The 22,312-nt window shown below is 39.2% G+C and carries 25 protein-coding genes; 10 read left to right on the forward strand and 15 right to left on the reverse strand.

Going from position 1 to position 22,312, the window contains the following annotated elements:
* Nucleotides 1-80: 80 nt before the first annotated feature.
* Nucleotides 81-1,361, reverse strand: a complete 1,281-nt coding sequence (locus ACLLO5_RS00005; RefSeq protein WP_413173448.1) for an FGGY-family carbohydrate kinase — start codon at nucleotides 1,359-1,361, stop codon at nucleotides 81-83.
* Between the two features lie 330 nt (nucleotides 1,362-1,691).
* Between ACLLO5_RS00005 and psaM the strand changes: the two genes are divergently transcribed.
* Complete coding sequence (psaM, locus tag ACLLO5_RS00010) at nucleotides 1,692-1,787, forward strand: photosystem I reaction center subunit XII (RefSeq protein ID WP_015141228.1); 96 nt, start codon at nucleotides 1,692-1,694, stop codon at nucleotides 1,785-1,787.
* Between the two features lie 254 nt (nucleotides 1,788-2,041).
* Nucleotides 2,042-2,452 carry a hypothetical protein gene (locus ACLLO5_RS00015; protein ID WP_413173449.1) on the forward strand — a complete coding sequence of 137 codons (411 nt, stop codon included), beginning with the start codon at nucleotides 2,042-2,044 and terminating at the stop codon, nucleotides 2,450-2,452.
* 308 nt (nucleotides 2,453-2,760) lie between these two features.
* On the opposite strand, the gene ACLLO5_RS00020 is transcribed toward ACLLO5_RS00015, so the two are convergent.
* Nucleotides 2,761-3,486, reverse strand: a complete 726-nt coding sequence (locus tag ACLLO5_RS00020; protein WP_413173450.1) for a tetratricopeptide repeat protein — start codon at nucleotides 3,484-3,486, stop codon at nucleotides 2,761-2,763.
* A 364-nt stretch (nucleotides 3,487-3,850) separates the two neighbouring features.
* On the opposite strand from ACLLO5_RS00020, the gene ACLLO5_RS00025 reads away from it, so the two are divergent.
* Entirely contained in the window at nucleotides 3,851-4,315 is a 465-nt protein-coding gene (locus tag ACLLO5_RS00025; RefSeq protein ID WP_413173451.1) for a hypothetical protein, read from the forward strand.
* A 15-nt stretch (nucleotides 4,316-4,330) separates the two neighbouring features.
* The gene (locus ACLLO5_RS00030; protein ID WP_413176201.1) at nucleotides 4,331-4,891 is read left to right on the forward strand and encodes a glutathione S-transferase family protein; all 561 of its coding nucleotides are present in this window, start codon (nucleotides 4,331-4,333) and stop codon (nucleotides 4,889-4,891) included.
* Between the two features lie 119 nt (nucleotides 4,892-5,010).
* On the opposite strand, the gene ACLLO5_RS00035 is transcribed toward ACLLO5_RS00030, so the two are convergent.
* The 4 genes from ACLLO5_RS00035 to ebsA form a co-directional block, all read right to left on the reverse strand.
* Nucleotides 5,011-5,502: a YajQ family cyclic di-GMP-binding protein gene (locus ACLLO5_RS00035; RefSeq protein ID WP_413173452.1), complete on the reverse strand. Its 492-nt coding sequence runs from the start codon at nucleotides 5,500-5,502 to the stop codon at nucleotides 5,011-5,013.
* Nucleotides 5,503-5,673: 171 nt separating this feature from the next.
* Nucleotides 5,674-6,177 (reverse strand): DNA recombination-mediator protein A, encoded by a 504-nt coding sequence (locus ACLLO5_RS00040; protein ID WP_413173453.1) that lies wholly within the window; start codon nucleotides 6,175-6,177, stop codon nucleotides 5,674-5,676.
* A gap of 270 nt (nucleotides 6,178-6,447) precedes the next feature.
* A complete protein-coding gene (locus ACLLO5_RS00045) occupies nucleotides 6,448-7,542 on the reverse strand; it encodes a phosphotransacetylase family protein (protein ID WP_413173454.1) in 1,095 nt (364 codons plus the stop codon).
* A 198-nt stretch (nucleotides 7,543-7,740) separates the two neighbouring features.
* Entirely contained in the window at nucleotides 7,741-8,115 is a 375-nt protein-coding gene (ebsA, locus tag ACLLO5_RS00050) for a type IV pilus biogenesis protein EbsA (RefSeq protein WP_413173455.1), read from the reverse strand.
* Nucleotides 8,116-8,398: 283 nt separating this feature from the next.
* Between ebsA and ACLLO5_RS00055 the strand changes: the two genes are divergently transcribed.
* Nucleotides 8,399-9,808, forward strand: a complete 1,410-nt coding sequence (locus ACLLO5_RS00055) for a glycosyltransferase (RefSeq protein ID WP_413173456.1) — start codon at nucleotides 8,399-8,401, stop codon at nucleotides 9,806-9,808.
* Between the two features lie 54 nt (nucleotides 9,809-9,862).
* Here the strand turns inward: ACLLO5_RS00055 and ACLLO5_RS00060 are convergent, their stop codons facing one another.
* Complete coding sequence (locus ACLLO5_RS00060; protein ID WP_413173457.1) at nucleotides 9,863-10,696, reverse strand: alpha/beta fold hydrolase; 834 nt, start codon at nucleotides 10,694-10,696, stop codon at nucleotides 9,863-9,865.
* 371 nt (nucleotides 10,697-11,067) lie between these two features.
* Between ACLLO5_RS00060 and ACLLO5_RS00065 the strand changes: the two genes are divergently transcribed.
* Both ACLLO5_RS00065 and ACLLO5_RS00070 read left to right on the forward strand, forming a co-directional pair.
* Nucleotides 11,068-11,871: a hypothetical protein gene (locus tag ACLLO5_RS00065; protein WP_413173458.1), complete on the forward strand. Its 804-nt coding sequence runs from the start codon at nucleotides 11,068-11,070 to the stop codon at nucleotides 11,869-11,871.
* A 168-nt stretch (nucleotides 11,872-12,039) separates the two neighbouring features.
* On the forward strand, nucleotides 12,040-13,020 hold the full coding sequence (locus ACLLO5_RS00070) for an aldo/keto reductase (RefSeq protein WP_413173459.1): 981 nt from the start codon (nucleotides 12,040-12,042) through the stop codon (nucleotides 13,018-13,020).
* Nucleotides 13,021-13,047: 27 nt separating this feature from the next.
* Here the strand turns inward: ACLLO5_RS00070 and ACLLO5_RS00075 are convergent, their stop codons facing one another.
* Nucleotides 13,048-13,509 carry a type II toxin-antitoxin system VapC family toxin gene (locus ACLLO5_RS00075; protein WP_413173460.1) on the reverse strand — a complete coding sequence of 154 codons (462 nt, stop codon included), beginning with the start codon at nucleotides 13,507-13,509 and terminating at the stop codon, nucleotides 13,048-13,050.
* A complete protein-coding gene (locus tag ACLLO5_RS00080; RefSeq protein WP_413173461.1) occupies nucleotides 13,509-13,733 on the reverse strand; it encodes a hypothetical protein in 225 nt (74 codons plus the stop codon). The genes ACLLO5_RS00075 and ACLLO5_RS00080 overlap by 1 nt, the downstream gene beginning before the upstream one ends.
* Nucleotides 13,734-14,182: 449 nt before the next feature.
* On the opposite strand from ACLLO5_RS00080, the gene ACLLO5_RS00085 reads away from it, so the two are divergent.
* The gene (locus ACLLO5_RS00085) at nucleotides 14,183-14,440 is read left to right on the forward strand and encodes a hypothetical protein (RefSeq protein ID WP_413173462.1); all 258 of its coding nucleotides are present in this window, start codon (nucleotides 14,183-14,185) and stop codon (nucleotides 14,438-14,440) included.
* Between the two features lie 8 nt (nucleotides 14,441-14,448).
* Here ACLLO5_RS00085 and ACLLO5_RS00090 read toward each other — a convergent pair whose 3' ends face one another.
* The gene (locus ACLLO5_RS00090) at nucleotides 14,449-15,003 is read right to left on the reverse strand and encodes a Uma2 family endonuclease (RefSeq protein ID WP_413173463.1); all 555 of its coding nucleotides are present in this window, start codon (nucleotides 15,001-15,003) and stop codon (nucleotides 14,449-14,451) included.
* Between the two features lie 111 nt (nucleotides 15,004-15,114).
* Between ACLLO5_RS00090 and ACLLO5_RS00095 the strand changes: the two genes are divergently transcribed.
* The gene (locus tag ACLLO5_RS00095) at nucleotides 15,115-16,359 is read left to right on the forward strand and encodes a DUF4336 domain-containing protein (RefSeq protein WP_413173464.1); all 1,245 of its coding nucleotides are present in this window, start codon (nucleotides 15,115-15,117) and stop codon (nucleotides 16,357-16,359) included.
* A gap of 26 nt (nucleotides 16,360-16,385) precedes the next feature.
* Here ACLLO5_RS00095 and ACLLO5_RS00100 read toward each other — a convergent pair whose 3' ends face one another.
* Nucleotides 16,386-18,254, reverse strand: coding sequence for an RNA-binding domain-containing protein (locus tag ACLLO5_RS00100; RefSeq protein WP_413173465.1), 1,869 nt, complete (start codon nucleotides 18,252-18,254; stop codon nucleotides 16,386-16,388).
* 134 nt (nucleotides 18,255-18,388) lie between these two features.
* On the reverse strand, nucleotides 18,389-19,699 hold the full coding sequence (locus tag ACLLO5_RS00105; RefSeq protein ID WP_413173466.1) for a YcjF family protein: 1,311 nt from the start codon (nucleotides 19,697-19,699) through the stop codon (nucleotides 18,389-18,391).
* 228 nt (nucleotides 19,700-19,927) lie between these two features.
* Between ACLLO5_RS00105 and ACLLO5_RS00110 the strand changes: the two genes are divergently transcribed.
* Nucleotides 19,928-20,359, forward strand: coding sequence for a PEP-CTERM sorting domain-containing protein (locus ACLLO5_RS00110; RefSeq protein ID WP_413173467.1), 432 nt, complete (start codon nucleotides 19,928-19,930; stop codon nucleotides 20,357-20,359).
* Between the two features lie 81 nt (nucleotides 20,360-20,440).
* On the opposite strand, the gene ACLLO5_RS00115 is transcribed toward ACLLO5_RS00110, so the two are convergent.
* The 3 genes from ACLLO5_RS00115 to ACLLO5_RS00125 all read right to left on the reverse strand — a co-directional run bounded on the left by ACLLO5_RS00115 (nucleotide 20,441) and on the right by ACLLO5_RS00125 (nucleotide 22,254).
* Nucleotides 20,441-21,046, reverse strand: a complete 606-nt coding sequence (locus ACLLO5_RS00115; protein ID WP_413173468.1) for a Uma2 family endonuclease — start codon at nucleotides 21,044-21,046, stop codon at nucleotides 20,441-20,443.
* Between the two features lie 18 nt (nucleotides 21,047-21,064).
* On the reverse strand, nucleotides 21,065-21,796 hold the full coding sequence (gene radC / locus ACLLO5_RS00120; protein WP_413173469.1) for a RadC family protein: 732 nt from the start codon (nucleotides 21,794-21,796) through the stop codon (nucleotides 21,065-21,067).
* Nucleotides 21,797-21,936: 140 nt separating this feature from the next.
* Complete coding sequence (locus ACLLO5_RS00125) at nucleotides 21,937-22,254, reverse strand: hypothetical protein (protein ID WP_413173470.1); 318 nt, start codon at nucleotides 22,252-22,254, stop codon at nucleotides 21,937-21,939.
* Nucleotides 22,255-22,312: the final 58 nt, after the last annotated feature.

Here is a 22,312-nt window from a genome sequence, read left to right on the forward strand (position 1 = left end):
TCCCTGGTAGGTCTTTAACTCTTACCTCTAACGTAGTTCGGTCAAGAACTGAGTCTGGTCAACTAGGCTTTTACAAGCCCTCACTTACCCGAAGGGAAGTGATGGGTGGTTGACATCTTTAACTGCCGCATTGCTAAAAGCGCAGTTCCATAAGCTGCTTCTGTATTGATAGAGGGAGCTACAGGGATGTTTAAATACCTGCCTCTAATAGCAGTCCAAGTGGAATTTGCTGCCCCACCACCAGCAGTATAAACGTGGTTTAATTGATCTGATCCTAGTTCCTGTAATAATTTGTACCCTCTTGCCTCTATTCGTGCCATGCTTTCTAGTAAGCCGTGTAAAAATTCTCTGGGATTATCTGGACGGGGTTCTAATTTGGGAGGTAGGTGGGGATCATTAATAGGAAAGCGATCGCCTTCTTTCAATAATGGATAATAATCTAATTCACTGGCTTTTGATACATCAATTTCCCGACTTAGGCTGACTAATTCATCATCAGTAAAAAATTTCTTCAATACTGCACATCCTGTATTAGAAGCTCCTCCAGTTAACCATAAATCACCTAAACGATGGCTATAAATGCCATATCGCGCATCTTCTATGCGAGTACGGCTCAAAAGTTTAAGTACCAAGGTTGAACCCAAAGAAGTTACTGCTTCCCCTGGTGATTTTGCACCACTAGCCAAAAAAGCTGCAATGCTGTCTGTTGTCCCTGCACATACCAAGCAATCATGCCTAAAACCAAATTTAGCAGCAATTTCTGGATTTAATTCGCCCACTGGTGTGCCAGGTGCTAAAACTTGGGGCAAATTAATGGGAATTTGCAGTTTTTTTAGCCATTCTGGATATTGAAGCTTTTCTACGTCGTAACCCAATTTGAGAGCATTATGGTAGTCGCTAATACCTAATTTCCCATGCAGAAGAAATGCCAGCCAATCAGCTTGATGTAATAAATACCTAGCTTGTCCAAAAGACGGTAAATGTTGCATCCATAGCAGTTTGGCAAGGCTAGAAGTAGCACTTAAGACCGTATGATTGGGTGGTGCAATGTGGCTCAAATCCTTTAACACCATTGATCCCCGTGCATCGTTGTACAATAAGGGGACATCTACAGGCTGGCCAGAGGCATCTGTGAGCAAGATTGTTGAAGAGGTACCGTTAATAGCGATCGCACCAATTTCTCGCCGCCATTCCCCTGAAATTCCCTCTAGAAGGCTCCATAAACCTTTCTTCCAACAATTTATCCAATCTGCATTACTAGACCAAGGATGACGCATCTGGAACAAAATCCTAGCATCATCATCAATCACTACGGCTCGTGCGCCAGATGTACCAAAATCAATTCCCAGGTAGAAAGTCATAGGTGACAGGTGACAGGTGACAGGTGACAGAGAAGAGGAAAGGGAGCAGGGGAGCAGGGGAGCAGGGGGGCAGGGGAAGCAGGGGGAAATTTCTTCTTATTTTTCTGAACTCCTGATAGCGTTCACGTAGTGTGCCGAAGGCATAGCGTGGCGTTAGCCATACTCCTGAACTCCTGAACTCCTGCCTTCTGACTCCTGACTCCTGACTCCTTCTTCTAAATCATGTTTTTGTTGCATCTTGTAACAAGATATTCCCCAATTTTGGCAAAACAGGGAAAAGTAGTAAACGAAGTGTTAATCATCTAGTTTGACGTTAAGAGGGTTTCCACCATGTCTATATCCGATACTCAAGTGTACATCGCTCTAGCTGTGGCTTTGATTCCAGGCATTTTAGCTTGGCGTTTGGCTACTGAACTTTACAAGTAACTCCCAGATGTGACACGCTCAGACGACTAAATTATCCTGGACATACGGAGTACACCCTCTAAAATCTTGCGGCTTTGAGCTAAAAGTATTTTGAGAAAATGTACCTGCGTATGCCAGGTATTTTTTTTAATCATGTAATACTTGTAGAAATTTACAAAAAATGAAGTAATATGGCAGCTAAATCAAGCCAAAATTAGCGCCAGTTTGCTTTTAATGGTGCTTCCCTTCAGTTAGCAAGACTATTTTTTAGTATCATGAATGCTTTTCAACCATCCAGACCACCGCTACAACCAGAAAAACAGCGTCGCTCTCTACCTCGACCCAAGAAACATCTTCACCAACGTTCCTACCAGATTATGGCACTGGAAACTTCTGCCAAGATCACTGTAAACTTGGTTATTATGACAGCGGCGGTATCGGCTTTAGTACAACTGTTGCCTTATCATTGGTTACAGCAAGACAAGTTGCGAGAAATCCGCACAGAAGTCAAGCTGATGGAAGCTCGTGTTAATAGTTTAAGGACGGAATTTAGCCGCAACTTTGATCCTAGTCAAGCTAAAAGTATTAGACAAGAACAATCATACCGATTTGATCCCAGTCAACGGCAGATTATACTGATTAACCCAGATCGTAAAGATGCTGAACAATTAGACTCGACACCATGAGGCAAGTTTATAGGATTGTTATAATTCGGAATGTCTATAAACAGGAAACAAATTTCTATGAATATCAATAGCTAATAGCTAATTATTGCAGAGTTCTATAGTTATCATCTATTAGCAAATCAAAGATACAGAGGCGCTATCTACCAATTAAAATTTGCAATCAAAGTTCAAAAAATCATTTTTGAAATTTGAGTTTATTGTTATATCATTTGACAAAAATGTGACAGATTAAACCCGCAAAGCCAGATAAAATCCTATCAGTCCAATGTTTAAGTTTTAAATCTTAATTTTTAATTGATATTCAAAATCTACCAATCAGTTTTTTGAGGAGATAGGAGTTCATTCAGCCAATTTTCTATTTGTAACCGGAGACGATAAGTAGAAACTTCTTCGTTGGTATCCTGAGAAATGAGATGTGTGAGGGCGCGATAATAATCAGCGATCGCACAATTCCAGTCACCCCATAAATGATAAGTTCTACCACGTTCTGCCCAAATGTTACCTTCTAGCTGACCAAACAGGAGTGAAATTTCAAAATTATCAATTGCGTCTTTGTATTGCCCCAAATCACGCAGGGTAATACCTCGATTAATCCAAGCACGAACATAACGCGGATTTAAATCCAATGCCTGATCATAGTCAACCAATGCTGCGGCTAACTCTCCACAAGCAGCATAGTAATTAGCCCGGTTATTATAAACACTGGCTAACTTAGGATTTAGTTGCATTGCTGTATTGTAGTCACGCAAAGCTTTTTGAGATTCACCACTTTGAAAATAAACCAATCCCCGGTTGTTATAATCAACCGCATTCTGGGGATGACTATCAATAAGTTGGCTTAATAAAGCGATCGCCTCAGTGTAATCTCCGTGATGAGCTAACTTTAAAGCATAAGACCGTAAGTAGCTGTTCTCTAGTGAAGATTTATTACAGTCTTTAATTCCTGTTTTTTGCGTGTACGCAGTTGTTTTTTTATCTGCCCTGTATAAGTTATTTTGCTGACTACCAAAAGCTAAAAACGAGTAATGATCCATATATCCCTGCCTCAGCAAATTGCTTTGTGAAATCAAATTATAGTTTTTTGCCCGCTAGTGGTTTGGCCACTGTGTCACTTATTCAGAAATCTAGGCTTAAAGGACTGAATTTAAACTACTTAAACGATTAAGCCGTAAACCTAATAATATATACTTCACTCCTGAGTCCGATTCCTGAAAGAATTACATCAATCTCCAAGAATACTCAAGTAGATAGCAGTAACAAGTTGGTAGAATGCCAACAAGATGGAGTATGGGGTGTAGGGGAAGAACAGGGTGTAGAAGAAAAACTTAATTCTTGCTTCCTTTTGTCTCCTATGTCCTGTCTCCATTCCCCAGATTTAAATTTTGAGTAAATTTTTCAATGACAACAGCAATTTCTTATCCAAATGCTTCCGACCTCACAGCCGACGATTACATTGTGATTGGCTTGGCAACTTGCTTTTACAAAGACGATGGAGAAGTGCATCAAATCGAAGTTATCGAGCCTATTCCCTCAGCAGCGTTGGAAGCTATCTTAAAAGGCATTCCTACTTCATATAAGCTCGCCTATGGGACAAATCTGGGTTCTATATTGGCAGGTGATAACCTGTTGTTACCGCCTGGATTTCCAGAATCTGCACAATTCGGAGATGAATTTGTGTTAAGGGCATTTTCAGCGGCTCGCACCTACAAGCGTCGTGAATCAGCCCAAATCTTTATCCCTGTGGGAACAACGAAAACCGATTTGAATTATTCTACAGAACGCAAGCGGGTACTCAATGCAGCCAGAGTTGTCAGCAAGGAAGACAACGTTAAACAACATTCACACACTCACAAAGTTCTTTAGTTTTAGGAAATTATGATGTTGAAGCTTTACGGTGGCGCTTTTAGTCGTGCATCAATTGTTCAGTGGTATTTAGAAGAACTGCAAGTTCCCTACGAATTTATCCTTTTGGATATGAAAGCAGGAGAACATCGACAACCTGAATATCTAGCAATTAACCCTATAGGCAAAGTACCAGCAATTGTTGATGGTGATTTACATCTGTGGGAATCTGGGGCAATTTTGCTGTATCTTGCTGAGAAGTACGGTAAAAAGCAACTTTCACTAGAAGAACGCGCCATAATTGCCCAGTGGGTATTATTTGGTAATTCCACCTTGGCTACTGGAATTTTTGTGGAAGCTAATCGGGAAAAGGAAATGCCTCGCTTGTTAACTACCCTAAATCAAATTTTTGAACAGCAACCATTCTTAGAGGGTGATGAATTCACAGTTGCTGATGTAGCAGTGGGATCTATACTCGCTTATATTCCCATCATGCTGAAACTGGATTTAAGTCCCTACCCGGCCGTATTGAATTATATCCAGCAAATTTCTCAACGTCCCGCATTTCAAAAAAGCATCGGTGCAGGACGTAGTTGACAGGTGATAGGTAACAGGTAACAGGTGACAGGTGACAGTTAAGAGGCAATAGGGAATAGATGATCAATACATTATTCTCCTCTGCACGCTACACCCTACACCCTTTTCTTACCCAATCTTTAACGATAATTTGTAAATTGCAAAGCGACAGGAAAATCTTCTTGTTTTAGCCGCTGAATCACAGTTTGTAAATCATCTTTAGCTTTGGCTGTCACCCGCACAGCATCACCTTGAATTGAAGCTTGCACTTTTTTAAATTCGTCACGAATCAACTTAGAAATTTGTTTGGCAATTTCTTGGCTGATGCCTTTTTTGAGGGTTATTTCTTGACGGACGCGGTTGCCGCTGGCAGATTCAACTTTGCCAAAATCAAAGATTTTTTGGGAGAGGTTACGTTTAGCTGCTTTTTCTCGCAGTATGCCGTGTACAGCCTCTAAAGTCATATCACTATCGGTGCTGATAGAAATACTTTGTTCGCCTAATTCGACAGTAGTTTGTGTATCTTTGAGATCGTAACGGCTTTTGATGTCTCTAACTACTTGATCAATAGCATTAACTAATTCTTGGCGGTCAAAGTCGCTCACAATGTCAAAAGAAAAAGTAGAAGCCATAGAAATTTTAGATATGAAATGTTGAATTTTGGCAGGGTTTATAGTTACTAAAAATATAGTCACATATTTCTAGCTGTGAAGGGGTACTGAGTAATTTAGAAAAATTATTACCCAATACCCAATGGTAATTTCCCATCTCTATCATTAGCTATGTGGAGACTACGTTTCACTTTAGTCAAAGTAGAACAGTGTCACCACTTTTCTTTGTTCTTCTGCGTCTCCACAAGTTTGCAGCAGGGTGCGGCTATCGTGAAAAGCAAAGCAGATAAGTTGCTGACAACGGGAAACAATCTCCTTGTTGCACAGGTAGCTGGCCTCGGCTAAAGACAGATTATCATTACTGGGATTTTCGACTAGATGCATGACCTGCTCTAGTTGCTGGCGTGATTCAGATGGCTGGCGTTCCAGGCTCTGAGGTAAGATTACTGTCAGCAAATTTGGGTCAGCCCGTGTGGCTCCCCTGATAGCAGCTGAATTAGTACCTGTAGCACCGGAAGTGATGACACGATTGCCCGATAAAACTAGGGCATAAGTCATCATTTCAATGAGATTTTGATGAGTAATTGGCACGTGACGAGAACCCAACAAGGCAATTCGTTTAGAACCTGTTTGCTGGATTGTCGCTAGTTCTTGCGCTAATGTATCAAGGTTGATGAGGTCTATTGACTGGCTCAAAGATGGAGGTGATCAGATTAAACGACCTAGATATTCTACCAAACAGCGTGTAGTTGAGAAGCCAACTAGAGTTACATATTGCTATGTTTTCTGGATTGAAACGTTAAGTAACAAAAAGTTTGTTGATGGAAACGTTTCCCCAAGTCCTTAGTATAAAAGTTGGACAATTATTTGTAAGTAACTAGGTTGATTGTGCGTATATTCTCACAAATCAACTCAGATGTAGGATTTACGCTGGCGATTAACTGGTACTGTGGATCAGTAATAATACTAAGATACAGCGGCGGCTGGGTTTAATCCTAGTTGAGATAACAAACGGTTAATGTCAAAATGTTCGGACATTAATTGGCGGATGCATTCTACTTTTAGAGGTTCGTGGACACGGACTTGTCCAAAAGTGCGATGAACAATCTCTACGGTGGTCAAGGTGTCGAGGTCAACAGATAAAATCGGGATTTCTAATTCTTCAGCACGATTGAGAATAAAGGCAGGAGGTGGTAATTGTCCGGTGAGGATCAGGCACTGGGTAGAGGTTTCTAAGGCTGCTTGCTGAATTTCTACGCGATCGCCTCCTGTAACTACTGCTTTATTGCGGCGTTTGCGGAAATATTTGACTGCTGCATTGACGTTCATCGCCCCAATAGCTAGACTTTCCACCAATAAATCTAAGCGATCGCTCCGACACAAAACTTCTGCACCTAACTGTTTTACCAGTTCTTCCACGCTAACGCTGCGGAGTAAGTCACTTTTAGGTAGCATTGCTAGTACAGAAATACCCTGTTGTTCCAAAAATGGACGTAAGAGACTATTACCAGCTTCTAATTGTTCGGCGGGAACTTCATTGATCACAACACCAATCAATCTTTCACCTATCTGTTGTTTGGCAGACAACAGCGCCTCAACAGAAAGCAATGATTGATAGCGATGTACCAACAGCACAGCAGCATCTAAGACTTGAGCAACTTGCAGCAAAGATAAGCCAAACAAATTACCTTCTGCTAAATTACCAGGCCCTTCTAACAGCATCAAATCACCTCTGGGTATTTGTAAATAATGCTGTATTAATGACTGCTGATAATTAGTTTGATCTTCTCCACGTAACCGTTTTTGGACTCTGATTTCATCCAATGCCAACAAAGTCGGTGCCACGCGGTTTTCCGACAATTTGAGGCTTTGAGTAATGAACTGGACATCTTCTTCGACTACAGTTCCATCAGCATTATGCAAACAAGTTCCCAGTGGTTTACCGTAGGCTATATCCAGTCCTTTCTGCTTTAGCTGATTAGATAAACCTAGAACTGTTGCGGATTTACCACTGTAAGTCTCTATTGAGCCAATCAGCAAATATTTAAAAGATGTTGGCACGCCATGCACTCCTAATTTCAAAAGTCTGTTGAACCCAGCTAGGTGTTTCCTAATTTTAGCTGAAGCAGCAGAAATCGCTTCTGTGGGGATTGGGGATTGGGGGATGAGGGAGATGGGGGGATGGGGGAGATGAGGGGATGGGGTATATTACTTCCTGCCCCCTGTACCCTGACCATCCCCCCTGCCTTGCTTTCTGATTCAATCTTCTATACTTAGTAGTTTGCGGTAAAAAGTTGTGGAAAAATCACTCAGTTTTTGGCGCTTATAATTTTCCATCAGTTCAATTAAAAAATTAATAAATTCAAAACTGGCCATCCTGACTTCATAACTTAATTCCGCGTTGCCATCAAACTGGATTCGGCAGCGGGTCAGGTCTGAGGGTAGGGTGGCAACGTTCCAGGTAGCAATAAAGGGAATATTTTCACTGCCTTCTATTTTGCGGTGTCCTTCCACAAAGCCTTTTTGATAAAGACTGATGGCATAGGGTAAGAAATTCCGTTTGCTTTGCTGGATGTACGGTAGATATACCGTAGCTTGTTGCTGACTTACAGGCTGGAGTTGGTCGATAGACATTGTTTAAGATTCCTCAAGTTGGCTAATAACCGGGGATATTGAGTTTTCATCAATAGTATTCCCATAACTATGTGTATTCACACAGATTAAAAAAATATTTGTAATTTCTGAAAAATACTGAGTATTAAGGAGATATTTATTCGTTATCAGTTTAAGTAAGTTTTGGGATGTTCCCCAGGGTAAAGAAAAGTGGTTGTGAAATATGAAAAATTCTATAATTTTGCTAACTTTCACAAGGGAATTGTAAACTTTAAACAAATACTGGTTTTTACTCAAATTAACTATGCCAGCGAATTCCTGGCCGGAAAACGACTCTGATAACGGAACCTCTGCTCCTCTTAACTCCCTACTGTCTGACCTATCAGCACAACAAGAGTTAGTGGAAGAGGCAAATGCTGTGTCTTTACTTTCACACCGGTTTAAACGACGTAGACCCAAAGCTGCCCTGGTCTTGACTATTGTCTGGAGTGGGACGATCGCTTTACATTTAGTTTCCTGGGGTTCTATTTTTATCCTGGGACTGACAACTATCCTTGGTATTCACGCCTTGGGTATCATTTTTGCTAGACCCCGCCATCATCACAAAGAAATACAGGGAGATTTGCCTTCTGTTTCTTTGTTGGTGGCTGCAAAAAATGAAGAAGCAGTTATTGGCAGAATAGTCAAGAGTCTTTGTAGTCTGGAATATGCCAATGGAGAATATGAAGTCTGGATTATTGACGATAATAGTACGGACAGCACGCCGCAGTTATTGGCAGAACTGAAGCAGGAATACAAGCAACTCAAGGTTCTTAGACGTTCTGCTGAAGATACTGGCGGTAAATCAGGAGCTTTGAATCAAGTCCTACCTATGACCAAGGGGGATATTATTGCTGTATTTGATGCCGATGCCCAAGTCAACCCAGATTTGCTATTACAGGTAGTGCCTTTGTTCCAAAAAGAACAGGTGGGGGCGGTGCAGGTGCGAAAAGCGATCGCCAACGCTAAGGAGAATTTTTGGACTAAGGGACAAATGGCAGAAATGGCTGTTGATACCTGGTTCCAACAACAACGGACTGCTATTGGTGGTCTTGGTGAACTGCGGGGTAATGGTCAATTTGTCCGTCGTCAAGCTTTGGATAGCTGCGGTGGCTGGAATGAGGAAACCATCACCGATGACTTGGATTTGACAATTCGCCTGAATCTGGATAAATGGGATATTGAATGTATGTTCTATCCCCCAGTGCAGGAAGAGGGAGTCACAAATGCGATCGCACTTTGGCATCAACGCAACCGTTGGGCTGAAGGTGGTTATCAGCGTTATTTAGATTACTGGGATCTGATCCTCCAAAACCGCATGGGGACACGGAAAACCTGGGATTTACTGATTTTTCTGCTGATTATGTATATCCTACCGACAGCAGCAGTACCAGATTTATTAATGTCTGTAATTCGCCATCGGCCACCAGTATTAGCTTCTGTAACTGGTCTGTCAGTTACGATGTCTTTTGTGGGGATGTTTGCTGGTTTAAGGCGGACACGCCAAGATCAGAAAACTTCTAACTATTTTGTGTTACTTCTACAAACCATTCGCGGCAGTATTTATATGTTGCATTGGTTGGTAGTTATGAGTAGCACTACCGCCCGGATGTCTATACGTCCCAAACGCCTAAAATGGGTGAAAACCGTGCATACAGGTGTTGAGAAGGAATAGTTAAAATAATTCGTAATTGCAATTATTGAGGGCTTGTACCCTCTTAATTACGAATTACGAATTAGTAATTATGGGGTGTGTTTCTAACCATTGGTCAATATCGAACAGCAATTGTTGAGGTATTTCCCAGGGAAAAAGATGGGCGGTGTTGGGGTAACATTGCCACTGAGAATTTTTGAGATGTCTTGCTGTCTCTAAGCTAGAATCGGCTGTAATATGGCGGTCTTGAGAACCAGCAAGCACTAAACTAGGACATTGTATTTTGTCTAGGTCGGGAAGTCGGTTGTACCCTGCTTTGATGGCGCTATAGAGGGCGCGAGTAGAGTATGGAGAAGTTTGTAAATAAGCTGGTATGGCTTCCCTGGCAATGTAACTGTAAGCTGTGGGTGTATGTTGTTGAATGAGATAGCGAAAGAGCGATCGCTTGCCAAAAGTTTCAATATTCCAAGACCAACCAGGTTTGATATAGTTTAATAGCGCCGCCACACCAGTATAAACATTATCCTGCCAAGAAATAGCGGGATGATTACCCCAAGGTCTAGCTGAAGTTGCTACCAATATTAACCCAGTCACTCGTTGTGGTAAGCGCAGTGCCAATTCCATCGCCAAAATTCCACCTAGTGACCATCCCAATACCAGACACTTTTCAATCTCAAAACGGTCTAGGAGAGCTTCTAAGTCATCTAAATGGTCTTTCATCGCAAAATTTCCATTACAGCGACTTTTACCATATCCGCGTAAATCTGGGGCAAAAATTTGAAACCGTCGCGATAAATGATTAGTGAAAACAGAAAGACTGCGACCCGCACCAGGATGGCCGTGTAAACCCAAAATGGGAAATCCTTGACCTTGGATGTAAACGTTTAAAGGTAAAGCTTCAGTATTCATGATATAGGGAACAGGAAATTGGTTTGACCGATAATTCCTTGATGCTATAAGCCTCCGGCTTTAGTCGTGTAATCAATATAAAATTCAAAATCTCAAATCCTAAATCGGATGACTGTTAAACTCAGTAAATTTATTCAGTAGATTTTACTTATGGATAAGTTAAAGCTATGTAAAAATACATATTTTTGATTTTTCCTGAACTAAATTAATGATTCCGCTTACGAAAAGCACAAAAACTATTGTGAATAACTATTTAGAAAGCAAGGCTCAAAACAATTTGAGTATTAACTAACGAAGACTGAATTTAGGTTGTTTTTGTATTCCTAAAATCAGCATCTCTAAATATTTCATTAACTGCAAAAAGAGGAAAAATGTTGAAAAAGTTTACTAGCTTTGTCGCTATTATTCTCAGCTTTGTCATGTTATTCGGTGGAGTCCATTCTGCCTTAGCAGATACCACCCCTACACCTACTCTAGCACCTACTATAACATCTAATCCTGCTCAAACAACATTAGGTATTACAACAATTTACAGCACTCCAGAGCAGCAACAAAAAGGCGTTACGGTTTATGACGATATTCTGAATTATGGCATAGCTGTTCCTTTCAAATTACCCCCAGGATTTCAAATTCCTGCTAGTAAAAAAATATTTGAAAAGAACGTAGTACCCAAACTTGTAGATGCTCTCGGTGATGGTTCAGTAACCAAAGCTTGGTTTGATTTCCAAGCAGCGAATACAGCAACTGCTGGTAACAAATTATTCACTGTTGATGCTCCTCTGGGTGGTAAACTCTATAGTGTTGTAGCTGGCAAACCTGCTCAACAATGTCCTCTAGAAATTGAAGATACTCAAATTGCTTTCTTTACAGATGCAACTAAAGCATCAGCGAAAGCTCAAGAACTGGATACACAAGGCTACTTTATCTATGTTTCTCCAGTGAAGGAATTACGGAAGAAAGTTCTTGATTCTCTTTACAACCAATATAGAAATGGAAAGAAAAATGCAACTTGTTTCTTAGTTAACGGCGCTACTCAAAAGATTACCGTTAATTTCCAAGACATCTTCACTCTCTTACCTCCTGACTTACAACAACCAGCACGGGAAAACCCCTTTGTTTTATTCCCTAAACTTGGCAAGAACTTGTATATTGTTAATGCCAGACAGTCAGCTTAGTTTTGTCATCTAGCTAAGTATTAGCACCAATAAAGTCCTTCTGATTTAAATAATCATCAGTGTCATGAAAGTTACCCACATTTCATGGCACTTTTTTATTTTGTGCGATCGCTCAACTGCCCAACTATACTAAACTGCTAAAATACGAACTTTTTATAGGTAAGCAATATGCAAACCAGTCAATCACTATCTTTACCCACAATGGGATGCGGAACTTGGGCTTGGGGAAACCAACTGCTTTGGGGATACGATGAAAGCATGGATGACCAGCTGCAACAAGTATTTAATCTCTGTGTAAATAACGGTGTCACCCTGTTTGATACAGGAGATTCCTATGGAACAGGAAGATTAAACGGACGCAGTGAGTCGCTTTTAGGAAAGTTTGCTAGGGAATATCAAGGATTAAATCAAAATAATATTTGTATTGCTACTAAGCTGGCCGCTTACCCTTGGAGATGGACAAGAAAATCAATTATTTCTGCTTGTAATGCTTCTGCAAAAAGATTAGGAAAAAATGTTGATTTAGTGCAGATGCACTGGTCAACAGCAAATTACGCACCTTGGCAAGAAATAGGTTTATTAGATGGTTTAGCAGATTTACATGAACACGGTTTAGTTAAAGGTGTAGGATTATCTAATTACGGTACAAAACGACTTTTATGGGTACATAAAAGATTTCAGGAAAGAGGAATACCGATAAAAACTTTGCAAGTACAATATTCATTATTATCTACCTATCCAGTCACGGAATTAGGTTTAAAAGATGTATGTGATAATTTAGGAATTAAATTAATTGCTTATAGTCCCTTAGCATTGGGTTTATTAACAGGTAAGTTTTCGGAAAATGGTAAATTTCCTAAAGGTGTGAGAGGAATTTTATTTAGGCAGATATTACCAGGAATTCAAGGTGTTTTAGGAGCTTTACGAGAAATAGCACAGCAGAGAAATAAAACCATGTCTCAAGTTGCTATTAACTGGTGTATTTGTAAAGGCACAATTCCTATTCCTGGTGCTAAAAATCTGGAACAAGCACAACAAAATATCGGTGCTTTGGGTTGGTTTTTGAGTGATTCAGAAATTGCAGAGTTGGATAGTGCTGCTGCTAGGTCACAGAAAAAGATGGTACAGAATATTTTTCAAACGAGATAGTAGTAATAATGTTTAGTGATATATCTATCAACTATCCAATAAATCATGCCAATTTTCTAAAGGAAAATCCCAAGCTTGTTGGATACGGTGAAAATCTCTATCTGCGGAAACAACTGTGAGATAATTTTCAATAGCAGTTGCCGCAATCCATAAATCATTCTCACTTATACCTAATTCATGTATTCGGGTCTTTCGCCGTTTTTTTCGTTCTTTGGGACCAAAACAATCCATAATTTTGGCTTTTAGCTTGGCATAAATCCTACTTGTATCACTATTCACATCATAAACAGGAATATCTTCTAAAAATTCCTCAATTATAGCCAAATTATCTACTATTAATGTAGAATTCTCAGCCATATATAATAACTCACCTTCAGTAATAGCTGAAATTGCAACATTAGCAATACCAACAGATTCTATCTTTGTAATAATGCTAGAATCCCCAAAAATAATAGAGCTACAGTGATTTGTGTCTAGAAGGTATATCATTAAAATTCAGCCAACCCACGGCAAGATTGTACTATTTCTAAACATTCTTTAAGATCATCACCAACCCACTTTCCAGCATGACGAAGAATAGATTTTCCTGATCCTGGACGATGAGGAGGTTTAGACTGTTTTTGTTTAATTGTTCGGACAATATTTAGTGTTTCTATAAGCTCTATTTCTGACATTGAATTTATTTCTTGTATTAATAATTCCTTGGTTGTCATAATTTTCTCTCCTTGCTGAAATGAATTTAGGACTTACGTGTCACACCAAACATCTATTTTATGGTGCGTCAGATATCAAATATCTGTTTATTTACAGGATTTATGAAGTCTGTCGCACCCTACTAATATGCCAGTTGCGTAAGTCCAACTCAGATAAAAATATAGGCATCCGGTTTGATTCCTGAATTTTCCTATGTAGGAAGGCAAGAGGCAAAAGGCAAGAGGATTTGAGAATATAAAGGTGTACTGAGTTTTGTTCAAAAATCAAATAGGAGTCCTATATAACAGTTTATATCAAACCTTTTTTATATGGTGATTTAAGAAAACCAGGTCATTATTCTCAGATTATATATGGTAATAAAGGTCTAATAAATCAAAAAAATGATTTAGAGAACTTTCCTTATGAAGCAGTTTATTTAAAAATTCAAGCAGATAAAGCGTTTTGGTTATTGCTGGAAGAATATTTATTAGACTTTATTAAAGTAGAACTTAATCCAAATGAAGGTTACATAGATAAATATTATGTTTCTGCTAGAACCACTTTAAAACCTTCTAAAATTAGCATAACTTTAAATGGAAAGTGGAAAACAGATATTCCATTTGGAACAAAAGATAATATGTCTTATACTGAAGTAGTAAATATTATTACGCAGCGTTTAAACTCCAGTGGAATACCTAAACTTAAATTCTCATTTAGTATGAGTTAAAATTGTTATCACACTCCCAATAACGTCTCAACAGAAATACTCACATCAGGAAAAGCCAAAGAGCGAATTTCACCAGTTTTGAAAATTTCATGACTTTGATAACCAGCATCAGTCGGAACTCGAAAAACAATCAATTCCATAGTCCGCAAATTAATTATCCAATATTCGGGAATACCTGCGGCTGCATAAACTTTAGTTTTAACTTCCAAATCTTTAGTTAAACTAGAATTTGAATATTCAATTACCCAAAATATATTTTCTGGATAAGGATGATGTTCTCGGTAATCTTTTCCTAAACGTTGAACAATAGCAATATCTGGTTCTGGTTCTGAATTAGTTTCTGGGATAGTAATTGGTTTAGCTTGACGAACTTTTGCTTTTTGTCCTAATAAATAAATTAAATATTCTCCTGCTTCATCACTAGCATAAGCATGATATTCTCCCTCTGGGGACATTTCTACTATTTCTCCATTAATTAATTCAACATTACGCTCTGCTAAAATACCTGTAGCGATTATTTGATGATAATCTTTAATAGTCCATTTGACAGTAGTTACATTCATAGCAGTTCTCCATCTGCTTTATTATTATCCTACTTTCATTTATGACAAAATTAAATTATTAGTTCCATAATTTGCTAAACTCCAAATTTGTGAAAGATTAGAGTATTGGTTATGGGGAGCGATCGCACTGTGAGTCAAGGTGAAGGTACAATCAATATAGAAAACGTCAACCCCCAGGACTATTTATGGAGGTTCTGGCCTGTTGTCCCCCTTTATCCCTACGGTAAACGTCGCACTATCCGCAAAGAAGTAATAAAGGATACGATTTGGACGTTTGACCAAATGCAGGGGGTTTTTTATGTGGTTGTGCCGATTCGCATGACAGTGGTAAAGTTAGAAAATGGCGGTCTGCTGGTTTATGCACCTGTCGCACCAACAGGAGAATGTATTCGGTTAGTAAATGAGTTGGTAGCAGAACATGGTGAAGTTAAGTATATTATTTTGCCAACGATATCGGGGATAGAACATAAAGTATTTGTCGGACCATTTGCGCGATGCTTTACTAATGCACAGGTTTTTGTTGCACCGGAACAATGGAGTTTTCCGCTCAATTTACCTTTGAGTTGGTTGGGTTTACCAGGAAACCGCACACAAATATTACCAGAAGACAGTCAAAAAACGCCTTTTGCCAATGATTTTGATTATGCGATACTGGGAGCAATTGATTTAGGTCCGGGTAAGTTTGCAGAGGTAGCTTTTTTCCACAAGCGATCGCACACACTCCTACTTACAGATACCATAGTTTCAGTACCAGCAGAACCACCTGCGATCGTCCAACTCGATCCTTACCCCTTACTGTATCACGCCAAAGATAAAGCCTATGATATCGTAGCCGATACAGCAGAAAATCGCCGCAAAGGATGGCAACGCATCACCTTATTTGCTTTTTACTTTCAGCCCAGTGTGGTAGATGTACCCAAGTGGAAAGATGTATTTACAGATGCCTGGAAAGCCCCAGAACGCACCCTAAAAACATATTTTGGCTTTTTCCCCTTCCAATGGCGCAAAGACTGGGAAAGGTCTTATGAAGCGTTAAGGGGAGATGGACGGATATTTGTAGCGCCGGTTTTGCAGAGTTTAATATTAAATCGCGCACCCCAGGAAACAATAAATTGGGCTGATAAAGTTGCACAATGGGATTTTCAATGGATAATACCCTGTCATTTTGATGCACCTATTAAAGCCGAACCACAACAATTTAGAAAGGCGTTTTCTTTTTTAGAAAAATATCCCAGTGGGGGTTTATTTAATAGTAATAGTTATCCTTTACCGGAGGATGATTTTCAGGTTTTAAGAGATATTGATGCGGGGTTGAATAGGTTTAAAATTGTTCCACCTGCACGGGAGAGAGTGTAGGAATAGGGATGAGTAATAACTAATATTTATGGTTCATTATCAAAGTTTTGAAATAAATCAAGTTCAAGCTGTTTTGAATGTTCAGATTTTGTTTGCTTTATCTGTTTAGATTTCTCTTGCATATCAGAAGATATAATTTTATTATTTTTATGATTATCTTTTTCCATTTCTGGAGTATTTTCTAGTAAGTTGGTAGATATATTTTCATCTTCATTTAAAATATAATATCCACTACGTCCTCCTATACCCATATTCTTTAGAATTAGGCGATTAACAAGTTTTCTTAATAGATATTTTGCTTGATTAGTATTAATACGACACAGTTCTGATGTCTCTTTCACTGTTATACTACCATTAGTCTTAATAGACTGTACAATCATTTGTTCTTTTTGTAGTTCGTCAAAACCACGACGGCGAATATATGCTGATGAACGACCCATTTGACGATAAACAGAAGCACTCAAATGATATTCTCTCTGTCGCGCAGTTTTGATGCGTTCTACTAAACCATTTTCCATTAATTGCTCAAGTAAATGACGAGCCTGTATTTCTCCTTTTTGTATCAGCTTTCCGGCTTCAGTAGGATTTATTTCTCTTTCTTGCCACAAATAATTGAGTAGTATTAATTCATCTAAATTCATCTGCCTTTTTTGGCGTTTTTCTTCAGATAATATTATTTTCACAAACTCTAAATCAGCATCACCACCAGGTAAACGCACAGCAACATTTATATTAGTAGTTGCTGAATAATCTGGTAATTGATGTCCAGTTCTTAATTGACCAGAATAAATAAGTCCTATACCCCGACCAGTACGTTCTACTAAACCTATTCTTTTAAATATATCCGCAAGTGATGGATTTCTTGGTAATGGTCCACTAATTAATAAAGAATCTAATCTAATTCCTTCAACAAAACCCCCTGGATTTCTAATTATTAAAGAATCATCATGTATTTGAATATGAACTGCTCCCATGCGATTATAATCCCGATGGGTAAGTGCGTTATTCACAGCTTCACGAAATGCGCGGGGGTCATAAGCTGGAACTCCAACCCGAAATAAATCAACAGTTAATTCATATTCTTCATTTCGCAAACTAAATGCTTCCATCAGTCTTTCAAAAATACGCAATAATGGCCAACGATAAAATTCATTAACAGCAACATCTTGACCTCGTAAAACTTGAAAGGCTACTTCATGGGTGGGAATATGTTCATTAATAACCGTTTCTTTCCCAACAATTAATAAACCTGCAAGGGTGGGAGTTGCATCATCTCCACGTACTAAATTTAATGCTTTTGCTAACTCTAAATCAGATAAATCTTGAAGGGATGTATCACCCCTATATTCAGTTAATAATCTTCTTAAACGGACAAATTCTAATGGATCTAAATCATTCCAATTAGTACCAGACATTACCCTTGCTGATACATCACGCTGACCTCTATCTGCATACCAGCTATTTATTTCACTGGGATATAGCGGTCTACATTCAGGTTCACCTTTAGTATTTAAAATTCGCTTTAAAGTTCGTCCATCACTGGTTGCTACTAATTGCGTAGCTGGTGGTACTTTTACTATTGCTATGGGTGTTTCTGACAAATTAATTATTTCTGCATCTACAGTTAATGGTGGTACAGTTCTATTTGCCACCATTGCAGATAAAGAACTAGGAGGATATTTTAAATGATTTTTATGTAAACCTGTGATCTTGCCATCATTTTCTACACCAATTAATAATGTACCACCACTAGTATTAGCTAGACAAACCACTGCTTCTAATAAATCTTTATCACTTAATGAATGTTTATCACTAAGCCACGCAGAATCACTCTTAAACTCTACAGTCAAAGTTTCACCATTAGCTATGAGTTGTGTGAGTTCATCCGGTGTCATATTTGGTTATAGTGTCCTAGCGATCGCCTTTTAGAAAAATGCTCTTTATAGTTTTGTTAATTCAACAGTTATAACTGCCATACAAAAATACTAGCATTTTTTTCTGTACTCTTGTCTCCTAAATTCTTTAATTTCTAACTTTTTATCCCCTTAAACCGTTCCTTTGCCCCTTCAAAAGCCTCTTGCATCACATTTTGAATCTTTTGAGGATCGGGCTTTTTCCCACCCATTAAATCCCCAAAATAGACACAAGCAGCTTCACCCAAAGACCATGTATAAGCACCTGCCCAAGATGCAGCAATCACACTACCAAAACCAGGGATAAATTTAATTAATTCCCGTGCTACTGCTTGAGCGATAAAACCACCTGCGATCGCACTCACAATACCCCCAGCTTGAGATGGTGTCAACGTCTGACCATATAATTTACCCAAAAGTCCCACCATTGAGACTTGCAAAGCCGTTAAAACAGGCATTGTGGCAAAAGGTAAAGGTACAGCAGCTAAAGTACCTGCCATAATCGAAAAAGGTAAAATATAACGTCTTGCAGCATCACGATAAATATTACCTAATTTCTCTCCCGCTTGTTTATCTAATAATTGATAAATTGCTTTTGATTCAGCTTCCGGTAAAAGTTCAGCTAAATTATCTCGCAGTGCTTCTAAACCGTAAAATGCGGGATTATAAGCATCTTCTTCTAAAGTAAAATCAATTAAAACTGCACTATTATATAAACCCGCAAAATTATTTTTTATTTCTGTAAAAGCTCGGTTTAATTCCGCAAAATCTGGTGGATAATTGGGATGATCTTCTATTGACGTTGGATAAATTTCATGTAAACAAGTCACTGCTAACAAACAAGGAATATTGGGATATTGCTGACGCAATTTCTGAGCGATTTTTTGCAGAGTATCAGTAGCAAAATCATTAATTTTAACAGTGAGAATTAAAACTCTAGCCCCTGTAGTTTCTGTTTGTAAATCACTAATTAATTCTTGAATAATAGTTTCTGTATCTTGATTGACATCTCCCAAACCCACCGTATCAGTAAAAACCAACAACGGCAAATCATTAGAAGGATAAGCGTAACGTTGGGTATTTTGAGTATGAGGACGAAAACCCTGTCCGATAATTTCCGCCGAAACGCCTGTTAAACCCCGGACAATAGAACTTTTACCCGCTTGGGGTTTCCCTATCAATAAAGCTTCTGTAGTGGGTAACTGAGTGCGGATAGTTGCTAAAATCTCTGCAACTTGGGCATCATTCACACTAAACCATTGTCCTACAGTCTGTGTTACTTGGTCTACAGGTAGGAGTTGGGTTAATTTAGCTGTAGTTTTGTTGACAACACCAGTGATGCGGGTTTTCCAAGAATCATTGTCTGACTTGGGTTTTGTTTCATCAGTTGGTGTCTTTAATGAGTCCGTGTTGGGTTGTTCAGTCATTGGTGTAATTTTAACTTGCCACCATTTCTAGTATAGCTGTGCTGTGTTGGTACAAGCCCTGAGATTTATCGGTGGCATCAATCCAAAATCCCAAATTAGACGAGGTTTAATGTTAATATTTGTCTATAGATTGGGCGAAGTTTTACAAATCTAAATACCTCTGTGAAAAATTTAGCTCTACTATGTATCACATTCCTTATTGCCACATTTGGATTGGTTCTGGGGACAATGCAAACCGCCTCAGCTTTAAGTTGGAACTGGAATTATTCTACTACTGGCGTAACGGCAAGCGGTACTTTCACCACTAATGATAAACCTGACGATTTAGGTTTTTACCTAATTACTGGAATTACTGGGACAAGAAATGGTGAAATGATTACTGGTCTACTATCTGCTGGGACTGCAATACCAGGAAACGAACCTTATCATATTGACAATTTAATTAGTCTGAATAGTCCACAGTTAACGGTTGACGGTTTTGGATATTCTACTGCTAGTGGGAGCTATTCTAGTCCGTTTTTCGCTAGTTTTTTGCCCACACCGAGTTATTTAGAAGTGTTTTCTGCTCCTCCATTTGTACCAAATGCTGAAAATTTTGGATCTGAAGATACTGAACTAGACATTAATTTTTCTGCAACCATCATCACCTCCCATTCTTAGCTTGTTCGTCCTGGGTACTCTCGGTGTTGGTTCACCACTGAAACGAAGCTATCCCAATTCACTGAGAAGACGCTGTATCATTCATCGAGGTAGAATGTCATCAAATCGAAGTTCTAGATTGGGTAAAATTCCAGAAATGATGGATTCACCAAGACGATACTGTTGCTGGCTATAGTCATCACCACTCAACTGGCAAACTGTGAAAGTCGGCTGTTTTGGTCTGCCGATAAAAGCAACACCACCCAATCCTCGGTAATCTGCTATCCAGTATTCAGGGATTCCTAAAAGAGCGTATTCTTCAACCTTGCGGGCATAGTCGGTTTCCCAGTTACTACTAACAACCTCAACAACGAGTTTAACTGAACGACCATGAGTGATTACTGGTTCTTGTTCCCATAAGGGTTCACTGAGAAGAACAGTTTCATCTAGGACAACAATATCAGGTCTACGGGCGGTGATGGCATCAGCCAAGGGACGAATCAGGCAAGTGCGGGGAATAAACCAAGGTAGTTGGGCGTTAGTAATAGCAACACCTATTTTAGTCGCTAGTTTCCCACCGACGGCTTCATGTGGTCCTGTGGGTTCCATATCAATTAATTCTCCGTCAGCCAATTCATAGCGGGGATTATCGCGGTACTGGGTAATAAAATCCTCGAAGGTGAGAAGTTTTGATAGTGCATAAGTCATGGGACTTTTTCCTCTTTATCAATCCCCTTGGGGGCAATCATCCCACAAGGTTGTAATTTCTCGCAAACTCTGATGAGTGCCATTACCTAAAATTAAATGATCTAATAGGGGAATATTTAAAAGTTGCGCCCCTGCTAATAATTGCCGTGTTAATTCTATATCTGCTTCACTTGGTTCTAAATTACCAGAAGGGTGATTATGGGCAACTATAGCCCGTGTTGCACCGTGTCGAATGACTTCCCGAAAAATATCACGGGGAGAAGCTAAAGTTTCCGTGGCTGTACCTATAGTAATTACTTTTGTCCCCAAAAACCGATTTTTGACATCTAAAAGTAAGACGGCAAAACGTTCTTGATTTTGCCACATCAGGTCTTGACTGAGGGTTGCGGCCGCAGCTATGGGACTGTCAATTACTGTGCCATCAGCAGGACGGCATAAAAAAGCACGTTTACCTAATTCAATGGCAGCAAGAATAGTTGTGGCTTTGGCAGGACCAACACCGGGAATTTCCATCAATTCAGCAGGTGTGACTTCTCGTAACGCGACTAAGGGATCACGCTGATTTTTTCCTAATTCTTGTAATATATATTGCCCTAAACCGATGGCGGAGAGTTTACCTGGACCTTGTCCAGTTCCTAGCAGAATAGCAATTAATTCCGCAGTGGCTAATATTTTCGGGCCATGAGTCATCAATCTTTCACGGGGACGCTCATTTTCAGGTAAGTCGGCTATTCTGAGGCAATATGTCATATAGAAACAAAGGGAATATGCACCAAGGATGGAATTATTTTATTTATCCCTTTTTTAAGCTGAAAATTATCTCTATGGGCAAAAATATTAAATTTTTGAACGTTACTATAGGGTTTAGACTTGATGATGAATGTTTATCTTTACCGTGAACGAACTAAATCAGCAAAACCGTAGATGCTGATACCGAGTAGAAGTAAGGCTGTAAATTGAGTGATGCGTCTTTGGTGTGAAGCTGGATGAGCGTGATCTGTTGTAGATATCGCTTCTCGGACTAAAATTGACATTGATGAACCCACTACAAAGCTTAAGCCCAGCACTAAATAAGGTTCGTCTGGTACAAGTGTGGCAATTATTAGCATAGCGATCGCCAGCGTCAACATCAATAATTCAATAAATCTCGGTGGATTATATTGACTTGATAAAATCAAGGTATTTACCCAAAAATTCCACAATCGCATAATTTGTTATTAGAAAAAGGGAACAGGGAACAGGGAACAGGCAAGAGTCAGGAGTCAG

It is taken from the genome of Anabaena azotica SJ-1 (assembly GCF_047275885.1).
GTDB lineage: Bacteria > Cyanobacteriota > Cyanobacteriia > Cyanobacteriales > Nostocaceae > Trichormus_B > Trichormus_B azotica_A.

Coding starts and splice junctions, on each gene's coding strand:
- ACLLO5_RS00005 (WP_413173448.1), bottom strand. CDS start 1,361: ATGACTTTCTACCTGGGAATTGATTTTGGTACATCTGGCGCACGAGCC.
- psaM (WP_015141228.1), top strand. CDS start 1,692: ATGTCTATATCCGATACTCAAGTGTACATCGCTCTAGCTGTGGCTTTG.
- ACLLO5_RS00015 (WP_413173449.1), top strand. CDS start 2,042: ATGAATGCTTTTCAACCATCCAGACCACCGCTACAACCAGAAAAACAG.
- ACLLO5_RS00020 (WP_413173450.1), bottom strand. CDS start 3,486: ATGGATCATTACTCGTTTTTAGCTTTTGGTAGTCAGCAAAATAACTTA.
- ACLLO5_RS00025 (WP_413173451.1), top strand. CDS start 3,851: ATGACAACAGCAATTTCTTATCCAAATGCTTCCGACCTCACAGCCGAC.
- ACLLO5_RS00030 (WP_413176201.1), top strand. CDS start 4,331: ATGTTGAAGCTTTACGGTGGCGCTTTTAGTCGTGCATCAATTGTTCAG.
- ACLLO5_RS00035 (WP_413173452.1), bottom strand. CDS start 5,502: ATGGCTTCTACTTTTTCTTTTGACATTGTGAGCGACTTTGACCGCCAA.
- ebsA (WP_413173455.1), bottom strand. CDS start 8,115: ATGTCTATCGACCAACTCCAGCCTGTAAGTCAGCAACAAGCTACGGTA.
- ACLLO5_RS00055 (WP_413173456.1), top strand. CDS start 8,399: ATGCCAGCGAATTCCTGGCCGGAAAACGACTCTGATAACGGAACCTCT.
- ACLLO5_RS00060 (WP_413173457.1), bottom strand. CDS start 10,696: ATGAATACTGAAGCTTTACCTTTAAACGTTTACATCCAAGGTCAAGGA.
- ACLLO5_RS00065 (WP_413173458.1), top strand. CDS start 11,068: ATGTTGAAAAAGTTTACTAGCTTTGTCGCTATTATTCTCAGCTTTGTC.
- ACLLO5_RS00070 (WP_413173459.1), top strand. CDS start 12,040: ATGCAAACCAGTCAATCACTATCTTTACCCACAATGGGATGCGGAACT.
- ACLLO5_RS00075 (WP_413173460.1), bottom strand. CDS start 13,509: ATGATATACCTTCTAGACACAAATCACTGTAGCTCTATTATTTTTGGG.
- ACLLO5_RS00080 (WP_413173461.1), bottom strand. CDS start 13,733: ATGACAACCAAGGAATTATTAATACAAGAAATAAATTCAATGTCAGAA.
- ACLLO5_RS00090 (WP_413173463.1), bottom strand. CDS start 15,003: ATGAATGTAACTACTGTCAAATGGACTATTAAAGATTATCATCAAATA.
- ACLLO5_RS00095 (WP_413173464.1), top strand. CDS start 15,115: ATGGGGAGCGATCGCACTGTGAGTCAAGGTGAAGGTACAATCAATATA.
- ACLLO5_RS00100 (WP_413173465.1), bottom strand. CDS start 18,254: ATGACACCGGATGAACTCACACAACTCATAGCTAATGGTGAAACTTTG.
- ACLLO5_RS00105 (WP_413173466.1), bottom strand. CDS start 19,699: ATGACTGAACAACCCAACACGGACTCATTAAAGACACCAACTGATGAA.
- ACLLO5_RS00110 (WP_413173467.1), top strand. CDS start 19,928: ATGCAAACCGCCTCAGCTTTAAGTTGGAACTGGAATTATTCTACTACT.
- ACLLO5_RS00115 (WP_413173468.1), bottom strand. CDS start 21,046: ATGACTTATGCACTATCAAAACTTCTCACCTTCGAGGATTTTATTACC.
- radC (WP_413173469.1), bottom strand. CDS start 21,796: ATGACATATTGCCTCAGAATAGCCGACTTACCTGAAAATGAGCGTCCC.
- ACLLO5_RS00125 (WP_413173470.1), bottom strand. CDS start 22,254: ATGCGATTGTGGAATTTTTGGGTAAATACCTTGATTTTATCAAGTCAA.